This is a genomic window from Saccharopolyspora ipomoeae (assembly GCF_029952525.1).
In the GTDB taxonomy this organism is placed as follows: domain Bacteria; phylum Actinomycetota; class Actinomycetes; order Mycobacteriales; family Pseudonocardiaceae; genus Saccharopolyspora; species Saccharopolyspora ipomoeae.
On the sequence record NZ_JASAOF010000005.1, the window covers coordinates 59,087 to 79,634 of the forward strand.

17 protein-coding genes are annotated in these 20,548 nt (G+C 69.6%); 7 read left to right on the plus strand and 10 right to left on the minus strand.

Going from position 1 to position 20,548, the window contains the following annotated elements; all coding sequences use genetic code 11:
• Positions 1-38: 38 nt before the first annotated feature.
• The 4 genes from QFW96_RS11300 to QFW96_RS11315 all read left to right on the plus strand — a co-directional run bounded on the left by QFW96_RS11300 (position 39) and on the right by QFW96_RS11315 (position 4,721).
• On the plus strand, positions 39-689 hold the full coding sequence (locus tag QFW96_RS11300) for a TetR/AcrR family transcriptional regulator (protein ID WP_281455530.1): 651 nt from the start codon (positions 39-41) through the stop codon (positions 687-689).
• A gap of 145 nt (positions 690-834) precedes the next feature.
• Positions 835-2,151, plus strand: coding sequence for an MFS transporter (locus QFW96_RS11305; RefSeq protein ID WP_281455531.1), 1,317 nt, complete (start codon positions 835-837; stop codon positions 2,149-2,151).
• A gap of 393 nt (positions 2,152-2,544) precedes the next feature.
• Positions 2,545-3,564: an ABC transporter substrate-binding protein gene (locus QFW96_RS11310; RefSeq protein ID WP_281455532.1), complete on the plus strand. Its 1,020-nt coding sequence runs from the start codon at positions 2,545-2,547 to the stop codon at positions 3,562-3,564.
• Positions 3,565-3,575: 11 nt separating this feature from the next.
• Positions 3,576-4,721 (plus strand): LLM class flavin-dependent oxidoreductase, encoded by a 1,146-nt coding sequence (locus tag QFW96_RS11315; RefSeq protein ID WP_281455533.1) that lies wholly within the window; start codon positions 3,576-3,578, stop codon positions 4,719-4,721.
• Between the two features lie 49 nt (positions 4,722-4,770).
• On the opposite strand, the gene QFW96_RS11320 is transcribed toward QFW96_RS11315, so the two are convergent.
• On the minus strand, positions 4,771-5,493 hold the full coding sequence (locus QFW96_RS11320; RefSeq protein ID WP_281455534.1) for a hypothetical protein: 723 nt from the start codon (positions 5,491-5,493) through the stop codon (positions 4,771-4,773).
• 730 nt (positions 5,494-6,223) lie between these two features.
• Between QFW96_RS11320 and QFW96_RS11325 the strand changes: the two genes are divergently transcribed.
• Positions 6,224-7,180 carry a tryptophan dimethylallyltransferase family protein gene (locus tag QFW96_RS11325; RefSeq protein ID WP_281455535.1) on the plus strand — a complete coding sequence of 319 codons (957 nt, stop codon included), beginning with the start codon at positions 6,224-6,226 and terminating at the stop codon, positions 7,178-7,180.
• A 19-nt stretch (positions 7,181-7,199) separates the two neighbouring features.
• Complete coding sequence (locus QFW96_RS11330) at positions 7,200-8,573, plus strand: tryptophanase (RefSeq protein ID WP_281455536.1); 1,374 nt, start codon at positions 7,200-7,202, stop codon at positions 8,571-8,573.
• Between the two features lie 42 nt (positions 8,574-8,615).
• Here QFW96_RS11330 and QFW96_RS11335 read toward each other — a convergent pair whose 3' ends face one another.
• The 8 genes from QFW96_RS11335 to QFW96_RS11370 all read right to left on the minus strand — a co-directional run bounded on the left by QFW96_RS11335 (position 8,616) and on the right by QFW96_RS11370 (position 17,747).
• Positions 8,616-9,164: a GTP-binding protein gene (locus QFW96_RS11335; protein ID WP_281455749.1), complete on the minus strand. Its 549-nt coding sequence runs from the start codon at positions 9,162-9,164 to the stop codon at positions 8,616-8,618.
• A gap of 88 nt (positions 9,165-9,252) precedes the next feature.
• Positions 9,253-9,618, minus strand: a complete 366-nt coding sequence (locus QFW96_RS11340; protein WP_281455537.1) for a DUF742 domain-containing protein — start codon at positions 9,616-9,618, stop codon at positions 9,253-9,255.
• Between the two features lie 2 nt (positions 9,619-9,620).
• Positions 9,621-10,037 carry a roadblock/LC7 domain-containing protein gene (locus QFW96_RS11345; RefSeq protein ID WP_093421907.1) on the minus strand — a complete coding sequence of 139 codons (417 nt, stop codon included), beginning with the start codon at positions 10,035-10,037 and terminating at the stop codon, positions 9,621-9,623.
• Between the two features lie 37 nt (positions 10,038-10,074).
• Positions 10,075-12,510 carry a sensor histidine kinase gene (locus tag QFW96_RS11350; protein ID WP_281455538.1) on the minus strand — a complete coding sequence of 812 codons (2,436 nt, stop codon included), beginning with the start codon at positions 12,508-12,510 and terminating at the stop codon, positions 10,075-10,077.
• Between the two features lie 314 nt (positions 12,511-12,824).
• On the minus strand, positions 12,825-14,336 hold the full coding sequence (locus QFW96_RS11355; protein ID WP_281455539.1) for a sodium:solute symporter family protein: 1,512 nt from the start codon (positions 14,334-14,336) through the stop codon (positions 12,825-12,827).
• Between the two features lie 355 nt (positions 14,337-14,691).
• Complete coding sequence (locus tag QFW96_RS11360) at positions 14,692-15,126, minus strand: LapA family protein (protein ID WP_281455540.1); 435 nt, start codon at positions 15,124-15,126, stop codon at positions 14,692-14,694.
• Positions 15,127-15,229: 103 nt separating this feature from the next.
• Entirely contained in the window at positions 15,230-16,522 is a 1,293-nt protein-coding gene (locus tag QFW96_RS11365; protein WP_281455541.1) for an aspartate aminotransferase family protein, read from the minus strand.
• 67 nt (positions 16,523-16,589) lie between these two features.
• A complete protein-coding gene (locus tag QFW96_RS11370; protein WP_281455542.1) occupies positions 16,590-17,747 on the minus strand; it encodes a tryptophan dimethylallyltransferase family protein in 1,158 nt (385 codons plus the stop codon).
• Between the two features lie 163 nt (positions 17,748-17,910).
• On the opposite strand from QFW96_RS11370, the gene QFW96_RS11375 reads away from it, so the two are divergent.
• The gene (locus tag QFW96_RS11375; RefSeq protein ID WP_281455543.1) at positions 17,911-19,293 is read left to right on the plus strand and encodes a flavin-containing monooxygenase; all 1,383 of its coding nucleotides are present in this window, start codon (positions 17,911-17,913) and stop codon (positions 19,291-19,293) included.
• Here QFW96_RS11375 and QFW96_RS11380 read toward each other — a convergent pair whose 3' ends face one another.
• The gene (locus QFW96_RS11380; RefSeq protein WP_281455544.1) at positions 19,294-20,517 is read right to left on the minus strand and encodes an RNA-guided endonuclease InsQ/TnpB family protein; all 1,224 of its coding nucleotides are present in this window, start codon (positions 20,515-20,517) and stop codon (positions 19,294-19,296) included.
• Positions 20,518-20,548: the final 31 nt, after the last annotated feature.

Sequence of the window (20,548 nt, forward strand, 5' to 3'; positions counted from 1 at the left end):
CAGTGGCCCTGAAGTGCACCAACCCGCAGAGGAGCATCGTGGCCGCACCGTCGTCCGACACCGCAGCGATCAAGCAGCGCGACGCCGATCGGACCCGCGCGGAGATCCTGCGGGTGGCCACCGAGGAGTTCGCCGACAAGGGCTACGCCGGAGCCCGGGTGGACGAGATCGCCGCGCGCACCAGCACCACCAAGCGGATGATCTACTACTACTTCTCCGGCAAGGAGCAGCTGTACCTGGCCGCGCTGGAGAACGCCTACTCGGTCATCCGCGGCCTGGAGAGCCAGGTCGACCTCGAGGCGCTGGAACCCGCCGAGGCGATCCGCAGGCTCGCCGAGCTCACCTTCGACCACCACGAGTCGCACCCGGACTTCCTGCGGCTGGTCAGCATCGAGAACATCCACCGCGCCGAGCACCTCACCAAGTCCGAGCTGCTGCCCGGCCTGGCCGGCCCGGCGGTGGAGGTGCTCGACGGCGTGCTGCAGCGCGGGCGGGAGTCCGGGGTGTTCCGCGACGACGTCGACGCGCTCGACGTGCACATGATGATCAGCTCGTTCTGCGTGTTCCGGACCGCCAACCGCTACACGTTCCAGGCGATCTTCCAGCGCGACCTGCTCGACCCGAAGCGCCGCGACCACTACCGCCGGATGCTCGGCGACATGGTGCTCGACTTCCTGTCCCGGAGCTGACGCGGCCTCCCCCGGCGCCGAGCCGGGCGCAACGAGCCCGAAACACCCCCTTGACACGGGTTCGCGGGAGCTTCACAGTCTTGAGAACTAACTAGATGGTTCATAAGTCACCGCGCAACGGTGCACGGACTTCCTGGAGCTGACAGTGACCGACGGCCCGAGAGCCACCCAGGGCAAACCGCGCAAAGCCGCGATCGCCGCGTGGATCGGAAGCGCGCTTGAGTACTACGACTTCTTCATCTACGGCACCGCCGCGGCCCTGGTGTTCAACAAGATCTTCTTCCCCGACGCCGACCCGTCGACCGGCACGCTGCTGGCGCTGGCCTCCTTCGGGGTCGGCTACCTGGCCCGGCCGATCGGGGCGTTCATCCTCGGCCACATCGGCGACGCCTTCGGCCGCAAGCGGGTGCTGGTGTTCACCGTGCTGCTGATGGGGATCTCCACGGTCCTCGTCGGCTGCCTGCCCACCTACGACCAGATCGGCCTGGCCGCGCCCGCCCTGCTGGTCGCGCTCCGGCTGCTGCAGGGCTTCTCGGCCGCGGGCGAGCAGGCCGGGGCGAACTCGATGTCGCTGGAGCACGCGCCCGCGCACCGGCGGGCGTACTTCACCAGCTTCACCCTCAGCGGCACCCAGGCCGGGCAGATCCTGGCCACCGCGGTGTTCCTGCCGGTGGCCGCGCTGCCGGAGGACCAGCTGGTGGCCTGGGGCTGGCGGGTTCCCTTCTGGCTCAGCGGGATCGTGGTGATCGTCGGCCTGGTGATCCGCAGCAAGCTCGACGAGACGCCCGTGTTCGTCGAGGAGGTCGCCGAGACCAAGCGGGAGAAGACCCCGCTGCTGCCGCTGTTCCGCGACCACTGGGCCGACGTGCTGCGGGTGATCGTCGCGTCCGTGATCGCCGCGGTGAGCACGATCTTCACCGTCTACGCGCTCAGCTACGCGGTGAACACCGTGGGCCTGGCCAAGACCCCGATCCTGTGGGTGGGCGTGCTGGCCAACGTCGTGGCGCTCGCGGCGATCCCGCTGTGGGCGGGGCTGGCCGACCGGATCGGCCGCAAGCCGGTGTTCATCGGCGGTTCGGCCGGCTGCGCGGTGCTGATGTTCGCCTACCTGTGGTCGCTGTCGACCGGGAACTGGGTGCTCATCTTCGCCTCCGGCATCGCCCTGTTCGGCGTGGTCTACAGCGCCACCAACGGGATCTGGCCCGCGTTCTACGGCGAGATGTTCCCGGCGAAGGTGCGGCTGTCGGGCATGGCCGTGGGAACCCAGATCGGGTTCGCGCTGGCCGGGTTCTCCCCCAGCATCTCCGAGGCCATCGGCGGTGGCCGCGACGGGTGGATCTACGTGGCGCTGTTCACGGCGGGCCTGTGCGCGCTGAACATCATCGCGGTCGCTTCGGCCCGCGAAACGCACAAGGTCCCGACCGCCGAGCTCGGCCTGCCGAAGACCCCGGCGACAGTCTGACCTCGGTCGACGGACCGGAACGGCCCTGATCCCACCGGGATCGGGGCCGTTCCGCTTTCAGGACTCCCGCACAGAGTGGCACGGTGTTCCGTGATGTGGGATATCCGTCTCGAGCGTTGACCTCCCGATGGGGCGCTGCGAGCATCCGATGCGTGTTCATCCGGAACGCCTTCTCCTGGCGCCTGCACGTCGATCTGCGACGGCAGGCCAGCTCCATCTGTCCGATCGCTTAGGGCTTTTCGGGGCCGTGGGCGGTTTTTCCTCGAACTGTCCATGATCAATATCCCTTTTGCCCGGTCAATTCGAGGAAAAACCGTCCTCCGCCTCGCGCTCGCCCGGTGACGTCGTCATCCCGGGTTGATGCGTCGCGCCTCGCTGATGGAGTGAAAGACCTTGCGTCGTCGTGATTTCCTGTCGTTGTTCGCGGCCACCTCGGCCACCGGGCTGCTCGCCGCGTGCTCCGGCGGCGGTGCCGGTGGCGGTGACGCCACCTCCGCGCCGCCCCCGGCCCTGATCCCGCCGGACCAGCTGGCGGGGGTGAAGCTGAGAGTGGGCGACCAGAAGGGCGCCTCGCAGTCGCTGATCCGCTCGGCGGGCCTGGACGACTTCCCCTACCAGGTCGAGTGGGCGACCTTCACCTCCGGACCACCGCTGCTGGAGGCGCTGTCGGCCGACGCCATCGACATCGGCGGAACCGGCAACACTCCCCCGCTGTTCGCCGCGGCCGCCAAGGCCGACTTCAAGATCGTCGCCGCCTCGCAGGGCAACGTCGCCAGCGACGCCGTCGTGGTGCTGCCGAACTCACCGCTGCAGTCGCGGGAACAGCTGCGCGGCAAGAAGATCGCGGTCGCGAAGGGCAGTTCCGCGCACGGGCAGATCCTGCAGACCCTCGCCGCCGTCGGCCTCACCCCCGACGACGTCCAGCTCGTCTTCCTGCAGCCCGCCGACGCGCTGGGCGCGTTCAAGCAGGGCGCGGTCGACGCCTGGGCGATCTGGGACCCCTACTTCGCCCAGATCCAGCTCGAATCCGGCGCACGGGTCATCGCCGACGGGCGTTCCGGAGGCGCCAACGGCTACACCTTCCAGGTCGCGAGCACCGCCGCGCTGGCCGACGCCCGGCGAAACTCGGCGATCGCCGACTACCTGACCCGGCTGGCCAGGGCGAACCGCTTCTCCGACGCCAACAGGGAAGTCCGCGCCCAAGCCTGGTCGCAGGACACCGGGCTGCCGATCGAGGTCACCCGCAAGGCCACCGAACTCGGCCCCGACCTGCCGGTCCCGCTGGACGAGACCGTCATCCGGTCCGAGCAGGAACTCGCCGACGCCTTCGTCACCGCCGAGGAGATCCCGCGCAGGTTCACCTTCGCCGACTTCGTCGACACCCGCTTCGCCACCCAGCTCGCCACCGCCTAAGAGGAATCCCGATGCCCATCACCACGCACTGGTTCCTGCCGACCCACGGCGACGGCCGGTCCGTCGTGGACCGCCCGCACACCACGCCGACCGGGGCCGACACACCGCGCCGCCCCGACATCGACTACCTCGCCCAGGTCGCCCAGGCCGTCGAGCACCTCGGCTTCACCGGCATGCTCACCCCCACCGGCAGCTGGTGCCAGGACGCCTGGATCACCACCGCCGCGCTGCTGGCCCGCACCAAGCGGATCAAGTTCCTGGTCGCGTTCCGGCCGGGCTCGCTGTCGCCCACGCTGGCGGCGCAGCTGGCCGCGACCTACCAGAAGGTCTCCGAGGGCCGCTTGCTGCTCAACATCGTCACCGGTGGTGAGTCCACCGAGCAGCAGCGCTACGGCGACTGGCTCGACCACGACGAGCGCTACGCGCGCACCGACGAGTTCCTGGCGGTGCTGCGCGGGATCTTCGCCGGGGAGCCCTTCGACTTCGACGGCGAGCACTACAGCGTGCGGGGCGCGACATCGTTCGAGGCGCCAGAACCCGCCCCGCCGCTGTACTTCGGCGGATCCTCGGACGCGGCGCTGCCGGTGGCCGCGCGCCGCGCCGACGTGCACCTGACCTGGGGCGAGCCGCCTGCAGCGGTGGGCCGCAAGGTGCAGCGGTTGCGCGAGCTGGCCGCCGAGGAAGGTCGCGAGCTGCGGTTCGGGCTGCGCGCGCACGTCATCACCCGCGACACCGGCGCGGACGCGTGGAGCACCGCGCAGCGGTTCCTGGAGCAGATGGACCCGGCCGACGTCGCGGCCTCCCAGGCCAAGATCGCCAAGACCGAGGCCGTCGGCCAGCGCAAGATCGCCGAGCTGCACGGCGGCGTGCTGCCCAGCAGCGCCCGCGACCTGGAGGTGCACCCGGGTCTGTGGGCCGGTGTCGGACTGCTGCGCGGCGGGGCCGGGACGGCGCTGGTGGGCAGTCACGCCGAGGTGGCCGATCTCATCGAGGAGTACCACGCGGTGGGCATCCAGGAGTTCGTGCTCTCCGGCTACCCGCACCTGGAGGAGGCGTACTGGTTCGGCGAGGGCGTGCACCCCGAGCTCGCCCGCCGCGGTCTGCGCGCGGCGACCGGCCCCGCCGCCGCGCGGGATCTGACCCCGGCACCGCACTGACCTGCGAGAACAACTCGGCCCCAGCCTGCGAGGCTGGGGCCGGGTTCTGTCAGTAGCGGTTGCCGCCGGGAGCAGGGCGCTGCGGCGGGCGACCGCCGGGGCCACCGGGAGGGCCGGGACGACCCGGGCCCGGGGGCTGCGGGGGCTGGGCACCCGGGCGCCCCCCGCCGGGCGGCGGTGCGGCCGGCGGGTTGCCCTGCGGACGGCCCTGGTTCGGCGGCGCTCCGGGACGGCCCTGGCCGGGGGGCGCGGGACGGCCGCCCTGGTTCGGCGGCGGTCCCTGCGGGCGTCCCTGGCCGGGGGCTCCCTGCCTGCCCGCGCCGGGCTGCGGCTGACCGGGGCGACCCTGACCCGCTCCCGGTCGTCCCTGCTGCGGGCCGCCGGGACGGCCCTGGGCGGCACCGGGCCGGGCGCCGGGGCGTCCTGCGGGCGGCTGAGCGCCGCGCTCCGGGCGGGAGGTCTCCGCGCGGGAGGGCCTGCGGTCGTCGCGGTCGAAGTCCAGGTCGAAGTCGTCGTCATCGCGACGCCGGCGGCCGGGCATCCGCAGCGGGGCCTTGCCCGCGTTCTTGCGGCTGTTGATCCACAGGTCGAAGCCGAAGATCACCAGAGCGCCGATCAGCAGCATCAGGCCCAGCAACGGCACTTCCAGGACCAGCGCCGTCACCAGCGCGAGCACCAACATCGCGATGATCGGTACCCACGCGAACGGGTCGATCCGGTTCAGGATCGCGGAGATCCCACCGGAATCGTCGTGGTCCGCGTCACGTGCCATCGAGACTCTCCAACTCAACTCTGCGCCCGGCCGCGGAAGTGTACCGGAGAGTCACTTCCGGACCCGCGACCGTCACCCGCCGATGCGGGTCCGATCACGCCTTTTCTACGCCATCACCGACCGGCCAGGCGGACCCGGACACCCCAGAACCCCACCCCGGCCGGACGCGGCGCGGGACGCTCGCCCCCGATGTCGCCGCCGCCCGCCGCTCGGACCGCGTCAAGATCATACTCACGGACCGGTTTCCCTTTGTTCACACCGGTGTCCGGACGCGATGACGCCGAGAACACCGGCGGCTGACCAGGCATTGCGCGTCCGCTTTTGTCGGCAGGGGCGCTTCCGGATGAGTTTCGGACCGGATAATTCATGAGTCCACTGTGGATCTATTACCAAATGGAACCCACTGTGTGAACACCTTGTTGATCACACGTTCCCGAAGTCGCCATCCTGGACACTTCGCTCAGTTACTCGATGTAACAAGGAGTTTCGCGCCCCGAACGCCGCTCACCAAGATCACTCCGGTGGCGCCGAAGCGGCAAGATCGTGGATACTATCGTGATCGCCCGTACCTTTCCGGTGGTCAAAAAGCCGGAGTCCGAAGTCAGATTGATCAGGGGCTGCGATGAGCACAGCCGACGAGACACTCGGCGAACTGACGAAAAGGCAGTTGGAAAACCTCTGCCGAGCAGTCGGAATAGACCAGGACGACCCCGCGCGATTACTCGGTGAAGTGCTGGGAGCGGCCCGCGACCGGCCCCTGGCCAGCCCTCCGCTGTGGCCGTCGGACATCGCCGACGACGCCACCCCCGTAGAGTTCTCCGTCCAGGTCAGCGACGGCGGCGACCGCCACCTGCGGATCCTCGCCGAAACCCTGCCCGCCGCCCCCTCACCCGCCGCGAACCTGCGGGCCGCGAAGGACCTCGTCGCCGCCCTCGCCGAGCGCTACGACCTGCCGCTGGACCGGTTGCGCGCCGTCGAGGACCTGTTCAGCCCGGACGAACCGCAGGGCAAGTTCTCCTGGTGGTTCTCCTTCATCTTCGACGCCGCGGGCCGCCCCAAGTTCAAGATCTACTTCAACCCCGACGTGCGCGGGCGGGACCGGGCCGAGGAGCTGGTCGAGGAGGCCTTCACCCGCCTCGGCCTCGACGGCGCCCACCTGACCGTCTCCGACTACGCACTGCGACGTCCCGCCGACCGGCTCACGTTCTTCGCCCTCGACCTGGACCGCAGCCCGGAGTCGCGCGTCAAGATCTACGTCTCGCAGCACGACGCGGGCATCGCCGAGGTCCAGCACGCCGCCTCCGCCGTCCCCGGCATCGACCACGGCCAGGTCGGCGACTTCTGCCGGCTGCTGGCGCCGGGCACCGAGCGCTTCGCGGGCAGGCCGCTGGTGTCGAGCTACTCGTTCGTGCAGGGCGACCGCGAGAAGCCCAGCAACTACAGCCTCTACCTGCCGCTGCGCGACTACGTCCCGGACGACTCGGTGGCCCGCGAGCGGGTCCGCAGGCACCTGCGCGCCCGCCGCGTCGACCCCGCGATGCTCGACGAGGTCATCGGCGCGCTCACCGACCGCGACCTGGCCGCCCAGGCCGGAATGCTCGCCCACGTCTCCCTCCGCCTGAGCCCGGACCGGACCGGAACCACCGTCTACGCCTCGTCGGAGGCCTACGGCGGCACGAAGAACTGACCCGAGGAGCACATCCCGCATGCCGCACTTACGCCCGTACGTCTCCGCCGTCGTGCGCCCGATCCCGATCACCACGCGGGAGCAGCGCGTCGAGGAGCTGGATCGCGCCGGGCACAACCCGTTCAACCTGCCCGCGGACAAGGTGAGCATCGACCTGCTGTCGGACTCCGGGACCGGTGCGGTCTCGATCGACCAGCAGGCCTGGGCGCAGCGCGGCGACGAGCGCTACGCGGGCGCCGAGTCGTTCTACCGCTACCGCGAGGCGCTGCGGGAGGTCGTGCCCTACGAGCACCTGCTTCCGGTGCACCAGGGGCGCGCCGCCGAGCGCGTGCTGTTCACCGCCCTGCTCGGCGAGGGCCGGATCAGCCTGAGCAACACGCACTTCGACACCACCCGCGCCAACGTGGAGCGGCTCGGCTCGGAGGCGCGCGACCTGCCGAGCCCGGAGCTGTTCGACCTCGACGCCGAGCACCCGTTCAAGGGCGACATCGACGTCTCCGCCGTCCGCCAGGTCCTCGACGGGCCCGACGGCGAGCGGGTCGGGCAGATCCTGATGACCATCACCAACAACGGCGGCGGCGGGCAACCGGTGTCGATGGCCAACCTCAAGGAGGTCAGCGCGCTGGCGCGCGAGCGCGGCGTGCCGCTGATCCTCGACGCCGCGCGGTTCGCCGAGAACGCCTGGCTGGTCATCCGCCGCGAACCCGGCTACCAGGACAAGACCCCGCTGGAGGTCGCGCGGGAGGCCTTCGAACTCGCCGACGGAGCCGTGGCCAGCCTGAAGAAGGACGGTCTGTCGCCGGAGGGCGCGTTCATCGGCGTCAACGACGCCGAGCTCGCCGACCGCTGCGAGGTCGACATCATCGCCACCGAGGGCTTCCGCACCTACGGCGGCCTCACCGGCTCGACGCTGGAGCAGCTGGCGCAGGGACTGCGGGAGGTCGTCACGCCCGCCTACCTCGCCGACCGCGAGCACGAGGCCGCCTACCTGGCCGACCGCGCGCACCAGGCGGGGGTGGGCACCATCCGCCCGTCGGGCCTGCACGGGGTGTACCTCAACGCCGGGCGGCTGCTGCCGCACCTGGGCCCGGCGCAGTTCCCGGGCCACGCGCTGGCCTGCGCGCTGTACCGGGAGGGCGGCATCCGCTGCGCCGAGCTGGGGTCGCTGTACCTCGGCACGCTGGACGAGAACGCCGAGCTGACCTCGCCCGCGCCGTTCGAGCTGGTGCGCCTGGCGCTGCCGCGCCGGGTCTACGACCACAGCCACCTGGAGTACGTGGGCGAGATCCTGGCCGAGATCGCCAAGGACCCCGAATCGGTGCCCGGCTACCGGATCACCGAGAACCCGCCGATCCTGCGGCACTTCCGCTGCCGGACGGCGCCGCTGAGCTGAAACCCGTTCCCGGGTGCCCTCTTCCGGGCACCCGGGCAACGCTCACGCCAGTTCGGACGGCGTCCGGTCGATGGCGTGCCGCACGAGGGTGACCAGCGCGTTCTTGCACAGCGCGCGGTCCCGCGCGTCGCAGATGACGATCGGCACCTCGGGCGGGATCACCAGCGCGTCCCGCACTTCCTCGGGTTCGTACCGGTAGCCGTCGTCGAAGATGTTGACCGCCACCACGAACGGGATGCCGCGACGCTCGAAGAAGTCCACGGAGGCGAACGCCTCCTGCAGCTTGCGCGTGTCCACCAGCACCACGGCGCCGACCGCGCCCAGAGCCAGGTCGTTCCACAGGGGCCAGAACCGGTTCTGGCCCGGTGCGCCGAACAGGTACAGCACCACCTCGTCGGAGATGGTGATGCGCCCGAAGTCCAGCGCGACGGTGGTGGTCTCCTTGCGCTCGACACCGCTGAGATCGTCGATGCCCTCGCTGGCGACCGTCATCTCCTCTTCGGTGGTCAGCGGTGGGATCTCGCTGACCGCGCCGACCATCGTCGTCTTCCCGACGCCGAAACCGCCCGCCACCACCAGTTTCACGGGTATCGGGGCGGGGTTGGCACCCTCGTCCCCCTCGCTCCGGCCGGACCGCGCCGGAACGGCCTGATCGGCCCCGGCCCGCGCGTCGGCCACCCTAGAGTCTGCAAAGCCCACGGTACACCTGCTCCAAGATCTCTCTGCTGACTTCGCTCCGAGGCGTGCGCACGAAGACGGCACCGTGATCGAGCAGGTCGCCGCACAGGACCCGGACCACGCCCATCGGCTGTCCCAGAGCGACGGCGAGCTCCGCGAGCGAGACGGGGCGGTGGCACGCCTCCAGGATCGCGCGGTGCTCGGGCGTGAGCTCCAGCCTCGGTGCTTCCGGCCGCGGCTCGACGGTGACGACCTGGGTCGCGGTGTCGAGCCGGTGGTGCTTGTGCTGCCCAGGTGTCCGGCCGCGCGTGATCGTGTACGGCCGGACCATCGGTCCGGCTTCATCGTCGTACCACGCCTCGTCCACTGTCAGGTCCTCTCCGCCGCCAAACCGTGCAGCTCTCGCGGCGCCGCCGACAGGAACGAACCGACGCGGGTGATCAGGCGGCCCATCTCGTAGGCCACCAGCTCGATGTCGGTGTCCGCCGCCGACAGCACGGCCAGGCACGCGCCGCTGCCCGCCGCCGAGACGAAGAGGAACCCGTGCTCCATCTCGACGTGCGTCTGCGCGACCTGGCCCCGGCCGAAGTCCTTGCTCACGCCCTTGCCGATGCTGCGCATGCTGGACGCCGCCGCGGCGAGCTTGTCACCGGCGTCCCGGTCCAGCCCCGCGGACTTGGCGATGACCAGGCCGTCGTTGGACAGCACCACCGCGTGATCGGCGCCGTGCACGCCCTGCACGAAATCGTCCAGCAGCCAACTCAGTTTCGAAGCCGTCTCGGTCATGCCCACCTCACCTGCACTTGCTTGTCGTCTGGTCTGCTCACGAGCCGCTTCTGCCGGGGTGATCCCCGTCCGGTTCGTCGGACCGGTCGAAGCCTCCCCGGAACGCGCGGCGGAATCCCGCCAGCTTGCTCGGCGAGGCGATCACCTGCTCCTCCTCGGCGTCGGGATCGTCCTTGAGCCCGTCGGCCAGGTGCGTCTGCGGCACCCGCTTGGGCAGGGCCGGGCGCTTCCCGTTGCCGACTTCGGGTTTCGCGCCACCTTCGGGATTCGCGCCGGGCTCGGACGTTTCGGCGTCCGGCCACTCGTAGCCGGGTGAGGTGGCCTGCTCGCTCATCGTCCCGTCCCAGCTGAGTTCGCGCGGCTGCGGCACCAGCGCCGGCTCGGCCTGCTCGCCGTTGGCCGAACGCCGCTGCCGCTCCCGCTCTTCGAGGTTCCCGGCGATCTCCTGGCGCCGCTGCACGGCGCTGACCGGCACCTGCACGGTGTCGTGCTCGCCGCTGCCGGGCCCGGTCTCCAGGATCCGGTTGGGCAGCAGCACCGTGGCCCGGGTGCCGCCGTAGGCCGAGACGCCGAACTCCACGGAGACCTCGCGGCGCGAGGCCAACCGGGCGGCGGTGAACAGGCCCAGCTGCTCGGCCTTGTTGTTCTCCAGCACGAGCCGGTCGAACTCCGGCGGCTCGTGCATCATCTCGTTGGCGCGGCTGCGGATCTCGGGATCCATGCCCAGGCCCTGGTCCGCGATGTCGATGGCGATGCCGCGCGCGACCTCGGTGGCCCCGACGTGCACCTGCGTGTTCGGCGGGGAGAACGCGGTGGCGTTGTCGATGAGCTCGGAGAGCAGGTGGATCGAGTCGCCCACCGCGGCTCCGTGGATCATCACGTCCGGAACGTGGCCGATGACCACCCGCGAGTACTGGTCGATCTCGGAGATCGCCGAGCGCAGCACGTCCATCAGCGCGACCGGGCGGCTCCACCGGCGGCCGGGCTGCTGGTCGCCGAGCACCAGCAGGTTCTCCACCGTGCGGCGGGCGCGGGTGGTGGCGTTGTCCAGGTCGAACAGCTTGGACAGCTGCTGGGAGCTCTCCTCGTTGCGCTCCAGCTGGTCGATCGTGGTGTGCATGCCGCGCAGCAGCCGCTGGATGCGGTGGGCCATGCCGACGAAGACCACGCGGGCGCCCTGGCGGGCGCGGGTCTCGCCGACGGCGGCCTGCACCGCTTCCTGCTGGAAGAGCTGGATGGCGTGGGCGACCTCGCCGACCTCGTCGGTGCCGTACTGGCCCAGGCCGACCATCTCCGCGTCGACGTCGACCGCCTCGCCCTCGCGGAGCCTGCGGACCACGTCGGGCAGCCGCTCGGCCATCGCCAGCGACTCGGTGCGCAGCCCCTGCAGGCGGGTGAGCAGCGCGTCGTCGACGACCGTGCGGTAGACGCGGCGGGCGAAGAAGAACGAGCCGACCGAGACCGCCAGCGCGACGAGGCTGCCGATCAGCACCGTCAGCAGGGTGTTGCTCGCGCGGTTGACCGCGCCGTTGGCGACCTGCTCGCTCTGGGCGCGGACCAGGTTGGACATCTCGGCGCCCACGTCGTTGGTGATCCGGCGCCAGTCCTCGACCCGCAGCTGCGGGCGTTCGCCCGGGCCGAAGGAACCGTGCGCGACGAGCTCGTCCTCGGCGGCGGTGAGCTGCTTCCAGTCCGGGTTGTCGATCATCGCCTGGTAGCGCTGGCGCACGTCGGGCAGCATCGTGGTCAGGTTCGCCTCGACCGCGGTGTGGTGCCCGACGACGTAGCCGGTGAGCTCGCGGTGCTGGGCCGGGGTCAGCTGGCCGCTGGCCAGCACGGTGCCCACCATCGACGACTCGCGGGAGAGCATGTCCGAGGCGCGGAACAACCCGACCGCAGCCAGCGAGCCCTGGCGCGCCTCGGAGTCCGGCGTGATCCGCGACTGGATGTCGAAGAGCCGCGTCGCGGTGTCGAACATGTCGTTGTAGAACGCGTTGAGCTCCTCGACCGTGGCCTGCCCGCCCGCGATGCGCTGGCGCAGGTCGGGCAGCCGCTTGAAGTAGCCGTTGAGCTCGTTCATCGGCTCGATCACGTCGGCCGGCGCCGATTCCAGGACCGGGACGGCCTTCTCGTCGAGCTCCTTGAGCGCGCTGTCGGTGGCGCGCTGCTGGCCGCGCAGCTCGTCGGTGGCCGCGCCGGGCTGGCTGATGACCTCCAGGCTGCGGAGCCGTTCGCGCTGCACCTGGTCGAGCGCGTTGACCGCGGGCAGCGACATCTGCTGCACGCCGGAGGCGATCTGCCGGGAGAAGAAGGCGTCGAAGGCGAACAGCGAGCACCCCACCGACCACAGCACCGCCACGACGACCCACGGGACGAACACCGCCCAGGTCAGCCGCGACCGGATCGAGGATCCGCCTCCGGTGCGTCGTCTCTCGGGGCTCGGCGAGGATGAGGAGTCGTCTTGGGTCGTCACTTCCACGTTCTTTCCATCGGTGGTCTTCGCCCGCGCCGGGGCACATCCGGCGACCCGACAGCGGGTGCCCTCGACACGTTCGAGACCCTATCGGATGATCTTCACTCAATAGTGGATGTTGGCGGGTATTCCCCACCACAGCTGAGCGGCCTGGAGTTCCTCCGGGATTTTTCCCACTGAACCGTCACGACCCGGCGGAACGTGTGAAAGGGCGAGGGCAGGGCTGGGATCGCGAATTCGCCGCGTCGCAGGAATCACTCGAATGGCCGCATTTCCGCACGGCTGCCGGCAATCGACCCCGCATTTCCTCCTCATCACCCCGGAATCGGACCAACTCCGCTCCGACGGGCCTCGGTTCGCTTCGCGGCGCGGTCGAGCTCGTCGAGCATGTCGTCGACCTCCCGGGTGCGCTCGGAGGCCACCAGGCCCAGACCCGCGAACAGCACCAGCGACACCATGATCGGCGTCGCCACGGTCGCGGTCTCGTTGGCGTCGACGCCGTAGTAGAGCACCGCGTAGGTGATCAGGCCGCCCGCCCACGACACCAGCGCCGCCCGCGAACCGCAGCGCCGGAACCACGGCAGCATCCCCAGCAGCAGCGGCACCGAGATCGGGCCCATCAGCGCGGCGACCCACGAGACCACGATCGACAGCACGCCGCCGAGGCTGTCGGCCTGCGTGGCCACCAGCATGCTCAGCGCGATGAACGAGAACGTCGCGATCCGGCCGGCGCGCAGCCGCTGGACCTCGCCGAACTCGCGGGCCCGGCGCCACAGCACCGGCAGCATGTCGCGGGTGATCACCGCCGAGATGGCGTTGGCGTCGGAGGCGACCATGGCCATCGTGTGCGAGAACATGCCCGCCAGCACCAGTCCCACCATGCCCGCGGGCAGCAGCTTCTCGGTCATCGCCGCGTAGGAGGTCGTCGGGTCCTCCAGCCCCGGCACGAACAGCGGGGCGGCGAACATCGGGAACATCAGCACCAGCGGCCAGACCAGGTACAGCGCCGAGGACAGCAGCGCGCCCCGGCGCGCGGCGCGGTTGTCCGGCGCCGCCATGTAGCGCTGCGCCAGGTTCCACATGCCGCCGTTGTACTCCAGCGTCTTGACCAGCACGTAGACCAGCAGGAAGACGGTCGTGTAGTCCTCGGTGACCGGCGAGAGGTGCCCGGCGGGCAACCGGTCCCACATCGTCCACAGGCCGGAGATGCCGCCGAGCGAGGACAGCACCGCCCAGATCATCACGATCCCGGCCAGGCCCTGGATCACGAACTGGCCGAAGTCGGTGAGGGCGTCGGCCCACAGCCCACCCGCCGTGCAGTACAGCAGGGTCACACCCCCGGTGACGAGGATGCCCACCAGGATCGGCACGCCCGCGAAGGACTCCAGCAGGATCGACACCGCGAACCACTTGGAGGCCACGTCGAAGACCTTCAGCGACGCCCCGCTCCAGGCCAGCGCCTGCTGGGTGGGGATGTTGAAGCGGCGGGCCAGGAACTCCAGCGGCGAGGCCACGCCGAACTCGGCGCGCAGCTGGTTCCAGCGCGCGGCGAACAGCCAGGCGCCGATGGCCACGCCGATGCCGATGGAGGCGAAGCCCCAGAAGTAGACGGTGACGCCCTGGCTGTAGGCGACTCCGGCGTAGGCGACGAACAACACTGCGCTGTACCCGGACATGTGGTGCGAGATCCCGGCCAGCCACCAGGGCATCCGACCGCCCGCGATGAAGAAGTCCCTGTCGGTCTTGACCCTGCGGTGCGACCACCACCCGATGGCCACCATCAGCCCGAAGTACCCGATGACCATGACCCAGTCCAGCGCGTGCACGGGCCCACCCCTCCACATCCGATGGCTCTTCCACCGCGGCTGTTGAGCTCGCTGCGGGATCGTCGTCGACCCGGGCGCATGCGCCGGATGTGCTGCCCGGCCACCAAGGGGAAAGCGCTTGCCGAATGGCCGGGTGGGCCGCGCGGGAATTCCGCGCGGCCTTGAACGAATTGTTTCGAAAAGTTCCGGAACCGGACGCTAGTATGACGTCGATCACGTGTCAACCGGCCCGGAACGCCTTGGAGGCGAACGAAAACACCGGGGCGAGGCCTGCTCGAGCCACCCGCCACCGGGCTACCGGGTGCTGCGGGGCGCCTCGGACAACACCCGGCGCAGGCACCTCGGGAGAGCCGAACTAAGCCTGCTTGCGGGCCTTCTTCGCGGCGCGACGCATCTGGATCATGCGGGCCGTGCCCGCGAGCCAGACCAGGACGCCGCCGATGATGGCGGCGAACAGCAGCGCCAGGCCCAGCGGCAGGCTGAACTGCAGGCCCAGGAAGTGCACGGTCACCGAGACGAAGTTCTGCGCGACGAAGATCAGCAGGAAGACCAGCACGACACCGGCCACGGCCAGCGCGGTCCACAGCAGCCCGGTGCGGCTCTGCGACGACGCCAGCTCGTGCTTGCCGGAGGTCGGCCCGGCCTTCTCCACCGACCCGGTGTCGTGCTTCGAGCCGTCGTCGTTCGAGGTGACGCCCGGGGTGCCGGTGCCGTCCTTCGTCGTCGGCTCCAACGCGCCCGACTCGGACTCCGTCCCGGCTCCCACGTCCTTCGACCCGTTCTCAGACATGCCGACCATCATCAACCGCGCGTGGGGCCGCACCCCACCCCACACACCGCCCTGTCACCTGTTCGATATCTCCCAGCGCTTGATCCTTCAGCGCCCGACCCCATCAGCGCTCGCCGGTCACGTCGCTCAGCGCCTCGTCGAGGATCGCCAGACCCCGGTCGATCTCTGCCTCGGTGGCCGTCAGCGGAGGTGCGATGCGGAAGGTACCGCCCAGGCCGGGCAGCTGGACGATGTTCATGTGCAACCCGAGCTCGGTGCAACGACGGGTCACCGCCGCGCCGAGCTTGTCGACGTCTCCCCCATCGGGCCCGGCGGTCAGCTCCAGGCCGACCAGCAGTCCGCGGCCCCGGACGTCGCCGATGACCGGGTGCGTCCCCGCCAGCTCGGTGAGGCCGCCGCTGAGCCGTGCGCCCAGCTCGCGGGCGCGCACGTCGAGGCGGTCACGGGTGAGCACGTCCAGGACCGTGTTGCCGACGGCTGCCGGCAGCGGGTCGTTGACGTGGGTGGTGAAGAACAGGAATCCCCGGTCGTGGGCCTGCTGCTCGATCTCGGCGCTGGTGATCACCGCGGCCAGCGGCAGCCCGGCACCGAGGGTCTTGGACAACGTGAGGATGTCGGGGACGACGCCGTCCCGCTCGAAGGCGTACCAGTCGCCGGTCCGGCACAGGCCGGTCTGGGCCTCGTCGAGGATGAGCAGCATGCCGCGCTCGTGGCACTTGTCGCGCAGCGCCGCCAGGTAGCCGGGCGGCAGGTCGATGACACCGCCGGAGCTCAGGATCGGCTCGACGATGCAGGCGGCGAGGCTGCCCACCGACTGCGCGTCGATCAGGTCGAAGCCCAGGTCCAGCTGGCGACGCCAGTCCAGCTCGCCGTCGGCGTCGGTCAGGTCCGGGTGGAAGGCGTCGGGCACCGGCAGCGCGAAGTTGCCGGGGGCCGCCGGGCCGTAGCCGTGGCGGCCTGCGCTGTAGGTGGCGTTGGCCGCGGCCTGGGTCATGCCGTGCCAGGAGCGGGCGAACGAGACGATCTCGTGCTTGCCGGTGACGAGCTTGGCCATCCGCAGCGCGGCCTCGTTGGACTCCGCGCCGGTGGTCAGGAACATCGCCTTGTCCAGCGGGTCCGGCAGCGTCTCGGTGAGGCGGCGCGCCAGGTCGATGACCGGGCGGCTGAGCATGCCGCTGTAGAGGTGGTCGAGCCGGGCGGTCTGGTCGCGGACCGTGGCGACGATCTCGGGGTGCGAGTGCCCCAGGATCGCGCTCATCTGCCCGGAGGTGAAGTCCAGCAGCTCGCGCCCGTCCTCGGTGAACACCCAGGCGCCCTCGGCGCGCTCGATGACGCCGGGGCTGAAGGAGCCGCGGCCGGAGTAGCGGATCAGGTCACGTGTGGCGAGGTCGTCCATTCCCCGAAGCTACGGGAGGGAACGGGGTGGCGGCAGCCCGCCACCACCCCTTTCTCGACGCCGATCGTCAGGGCTCCACCGGCTGGTCGTAGACCGAGAACCGGAGGTACACGCCGATGTCGGCGGGCCGGTCCGGGGCCTTGGTCCGGTAGGCCAGCAGGTCCTGCAGCCCCGTCATCGCCGACGGCGGACGGGGCGCGAGGGCCTCGATCATGTCCAGGTACGACGCCGGGTCCAGGCCCTCGGTCCGCATGAGGTCCGCCGTGCGCGCGGCGGCGTCCTCATCGGACTCGGCGTTGCCGGGTAATCGCAGGTACAGGTTGGCCTCGTCCGGCTGCGCCGAACCCTCCCGGAAGGCCAGGCACACCATCGGTTCCTCCCCTTCCGCCTTGTCCTGGCCGTGATAGAGGGACCGCCACACCCGGGCGGCCCGCTCGGAATCGTGACCGCTCGCCAAGGAGGCCACCGCGTCGAGGTCCTCCAGCGAGCGGGCGTTGATGCGGAAATAGACCTTCACCCGCGCATTCGGCGAATCCGCCAAATCGAGTGCGGCGAATTCGATCTCATTTCCCCGGTCCATCATCTCCGGCATCCACATTCGCACCGAACTCCAGGAACTCGCCAAGCCGAGTCGCCCCATCGCTTCGGTGGTGCGGTCGAGGACGTCGGCCGGATCGGTGCTTCCGGCCTGCGGGTTGAAGTAGGTCTTGTACCGCGTGGACTCACCGGGCCGCCACGCCAGCGAATGCCAGATCGTGGGACGGTTCAGCCGCGGGTCCTCGCTGACGAAGAGGTCTTCCACCAGGTGGTAGCGGTGCAGATCCACCCCCGGGCGCTCGGCCAGCCGCTCGGTGAGAGACCGTCCCGCACGTTGGCAACCCGCGGGGGTCGGCTCGTCCCCGAGCGATTCGAACAGGACGCGGAGTTCGGGACGGCGCTCTCGCCAGCTGAGCGACATCTCGGCCGGAAAACCGTCCGCTGAAACAAAAGAGGGAACCTTCGGACAAGGGCCGATCGGGTGATCACCCCACGGCCGCAACGCCACACTGAGTTCTGTGATCAGGGTCTCCACATCGGAGGCCGAGAACCCCAGATGTTCGGCGGCGGTTCGGTACTGGCTGGTCAGGAACTGTGTGAATGAGATGTCATGAGCGGGGAACACTCCCCACCGTTGAGGTGATGACGAGACCTCTCGCGAAGTAGGCACTACCCCGACCTTCCGCATCGCGGTTACTCTTGATCGCGGGCATGGCGCCTCTCAGGACCTTCTACACGATCTCATCCAGAACTCGAATTGGGAATAGGCTGCGCGCGGAGGGGACCCAATGAGCACTGTGGACGATCGCGGGGAAAAACCTTCTCACCAGGCGGATCAACGTGATGTGTGCGTGATCGGTTCCGGTATTTCCGGACTCGCCGCGATGCGTTCGCTGGCTCGGCGCGGAATCGATTTCGTCTGCTTGGAACGGGACTCCGCGGTCGGCGGGGTCTGGAACTTCGATTCGACCGATTCCCCCGACTCGCACCCGGCCTACGGGTCGCTGCACCTCAACACCTCCAGCAAGGTCACCGGGTTCACGGGTTTCCCGGTGCCCGAGGACTTCCCGCGCTACCCGCGCCACGACCAGGTCGCGTCCTACCTGCGCCGATTCGCCGACGAGCACGGGCTGACCGAGCGGATCGAGTTCGGCACCGACGTCCGCCGGGTGGAGCCCAACCCGGCCGGCGGCTGGTTCGTCACCAGCCGGGACCCGCGAGGATCGGTGCGCACGAGGCACTTCCGGGAGGTGGTGCTGGCCTCGGGTTATCACTCGGTGCCGCGCATGCCGGACCCGGAGATCACCGGTTCGGCCGAATTCCGGGGCGAGCAGCTGCATTCCGCGCAGTACACCGATTCCGATTCGTTCCGGGGCAAGTCGGTCGCGGTCGTCGGGTTCGGCAACTCGGCCTGCGACATCGCCGTCGAGCTCTCCCGGGTGGCCGCGCGCACGGTGCTGTCGGTGCGCCGGGGCTCGCACGTGGTGCCGAAAACGCTGATGGGGCTGCCGATCGACGAGATCGCCGCGAGCCGCTGGTGGTCGTTCCTGCCGTTCAAGGCCCAGCGCAGGCTCATCGAGGTCCTGCTGCACCTCACCCGCGGTCGCATCGCCGACTACGGCTTGCCGGAGCCCGATCACCGGGTGATGGACGCCCCGATCACCATCTCCGACGAGCTGCTGAGCCGCCTCTCGCACGGCGAGATCACCGTGCGGCCCGGGATCGACCGGCTCACGCCGACGGGCGTGACGTTCGGTGACGGCAGCGTCGAGGAGGTCGACGCCGTCATCTACTGCACCGGCTACGACATGTCACTGCCGCTGCCCGCCGACGTCGCGTTCGACTCCGAGGGGCGGCTGGAGCTGTTCCACCGGGTCGTGCCGCCGGGCCACCGGGGGCTCTACCTCGCCGGGTTCCTGCGCCCGGTGGGCGCGCTGACCAAGCTCGCCGAGCTTCAGGCGGAGTGGATCGGCGACCTCATCGCGGGCGAGGCCGCGCTGCCCGGCGAGCGGGAGATGCTCGCCGAGTCCCGCGCCCACCTGGACCGAATCGCCCGCCGCTACGGCACCGAGCGCCGCGAGGACGCCCTCAACGTGGACGTCCCCACCTACGTGCGAGGTCTCAAGCAGGAGCACCGCCGGGGCCGCGAACGCGCGGAGGTCCCGGCGGCGTCCGGCCGTCACCGGCTCACTGACCTGCGCCGACCTTCTGCTGAACAGCCATCTGCTTCTTGACTACCCCTGCAGTACAGGGTTTCCGCCCGACTCACGACGAGCGGTTCCTGCTTCACAGCCAATGGCCCGCTCAGGAGAACTCCCCTGTTGAGGTCTTACATCAGCTCCACAGGCCGAGACCGCCAGCCCGGCGGCCAGAATATTCCTCGCGGCATTGATGTCGCGATCATGCCGAGCCCCACAACCCCGGCATCTCCACTCACGAACGTGGAGCGGTAGTTTCTCGACGACAATGCCGCAGCGCGAGCACGTCTTGGACGAGGGACTCCAACGATCCACCACAATCAGCTCGCGCCCGTACCAAGCGCACTTGTACTCCAGCATCGACCGCAGATCGGACCACCCCGCATCGAGGATCGCCTGCGCCAACCTTCGGTTCTTGATCATGTTTTGCACCGCAAGATCCTCGATCACGACCGCTTGGTTCTCACGGACGAGTCGCGTGGTGACCTTGTGCAGGTAGTCCCGCCGCCGGTCACCGATCTTGCTATGGATACGAGCGACCTTGAGACGAGCCTTTTCCCGATTGCTGGAACCGTGACACTTTCGGTTCAGTGCACGCTGCGCACGAGCCAACCGCTTGCGCTCACGGTCAGTGTGTTTCGGATTCGTGATCTTCTCGCCGGTTGACAACGTAAGGAGAGTCGTGATCCCCGCGTCCAGCCCGACAGCATCCGCAGTAGGCAAATGATGCTCGACAACGGACTCGACCAGGATCGACACGAACCACCGATCCGCGCTGTCACGCCAGACCGTCACCGTCGAAGGAACAGCCCCATCCGGGAGCGGCCGCGACCACACGACGCTCAGAGGCTCAGTCATTTTCGCCAACTTCAGTACGCCATCGCTATACCTGAACGCCGAACGAGTGTACTCAGCTGACGCTCGGGTCCTCTTTTTCGACTTGAAGCGCGGGTACTTCGAACGCTTGCTGAAGAACGCGTTGAAGGCACTCTGCAGGTGCCTGAGCGCCTGTTGCAAGGGAACGGACGACACTTCAGCGAGGTACGCCAACTCCGCGGACTTCTTCCATGACGTCAGCATTGCCGAAGTCTCGCTGTAGTTCACGTGTCGCCGATCGTCAGCCCACGCCCGTGATCGCGCCTCCAACGCTAGGTTGTACACCTTCCTAACGCAGCCGAAGGTGCGCAGCAGCTCCATCCGCTGCGCCACCGTCGGATAGAAGCGGTACTTGTACGACCGCTTCACCAGCGTCTTCCCCATCATTCGACGATAGCAAGGCTCCGTCCAATGA

Bases quoted from the DNA above. Each gene is read 5' to 3' on its own strand.
- QFW96_RS11320 (WP_281455534.1), bottom strand. From the start codon at position 5,493: ATGGCACGTGACGCGGACCACGACGATTCCGGTGGGATCTCCGCGATC.
- QFW96_RS11370 (WP_281455542.1), bottom strand. From the start codon at position 17,747: ATGCGGAAGGTCGGGGTAGTGCCTACTTCGCGAGAGGTCTCGTCATCA.
- QFW96_RS11345 (WP_093421907.1), bottom strand. From the start codon at position 10,037: ATGACCGAGACGGCTTCGAAACTGAGTTGGCTGCTGGACGATTTCGTG.
- QFW96_RS11380 (WP_281455544.1), bottom strand. From the start codon at position 20,517: ATGGGGAAGACGCTGGTGAAGCGGTCGTACAAGTACCGCTTCTATCCG.
- QFW96_RS11360 (WP_281455540.1), bottom strand. From the start codon at position 15,126: ATGTCTGAGAACGGGTCGAAGGACGTGGGAGCCGGGACGGAGTCCGAG.
- QFW96_RS11365 (WP_281455541.1), bottom strand. From the start codon at position 16,522: ATGGACGACCTCGCCACACGTGACCTGATCCGCTACTCCGGCCGCGGC.
- QFW96_RS11330 (WP_281455536.1), top strand. From the start codon at position 7,200: ATGCCGCACTTACGCCCGTACGTCTCCGCCGTCGTGCGCCCGATCCCG.
- QFW96_RS11315 (WP_281455533.1), top strand. From the start codon at position 3,576: ATGCCCATCACCACGCACTGGTTCCTGCCGACCCACGGCGACGGCCGG.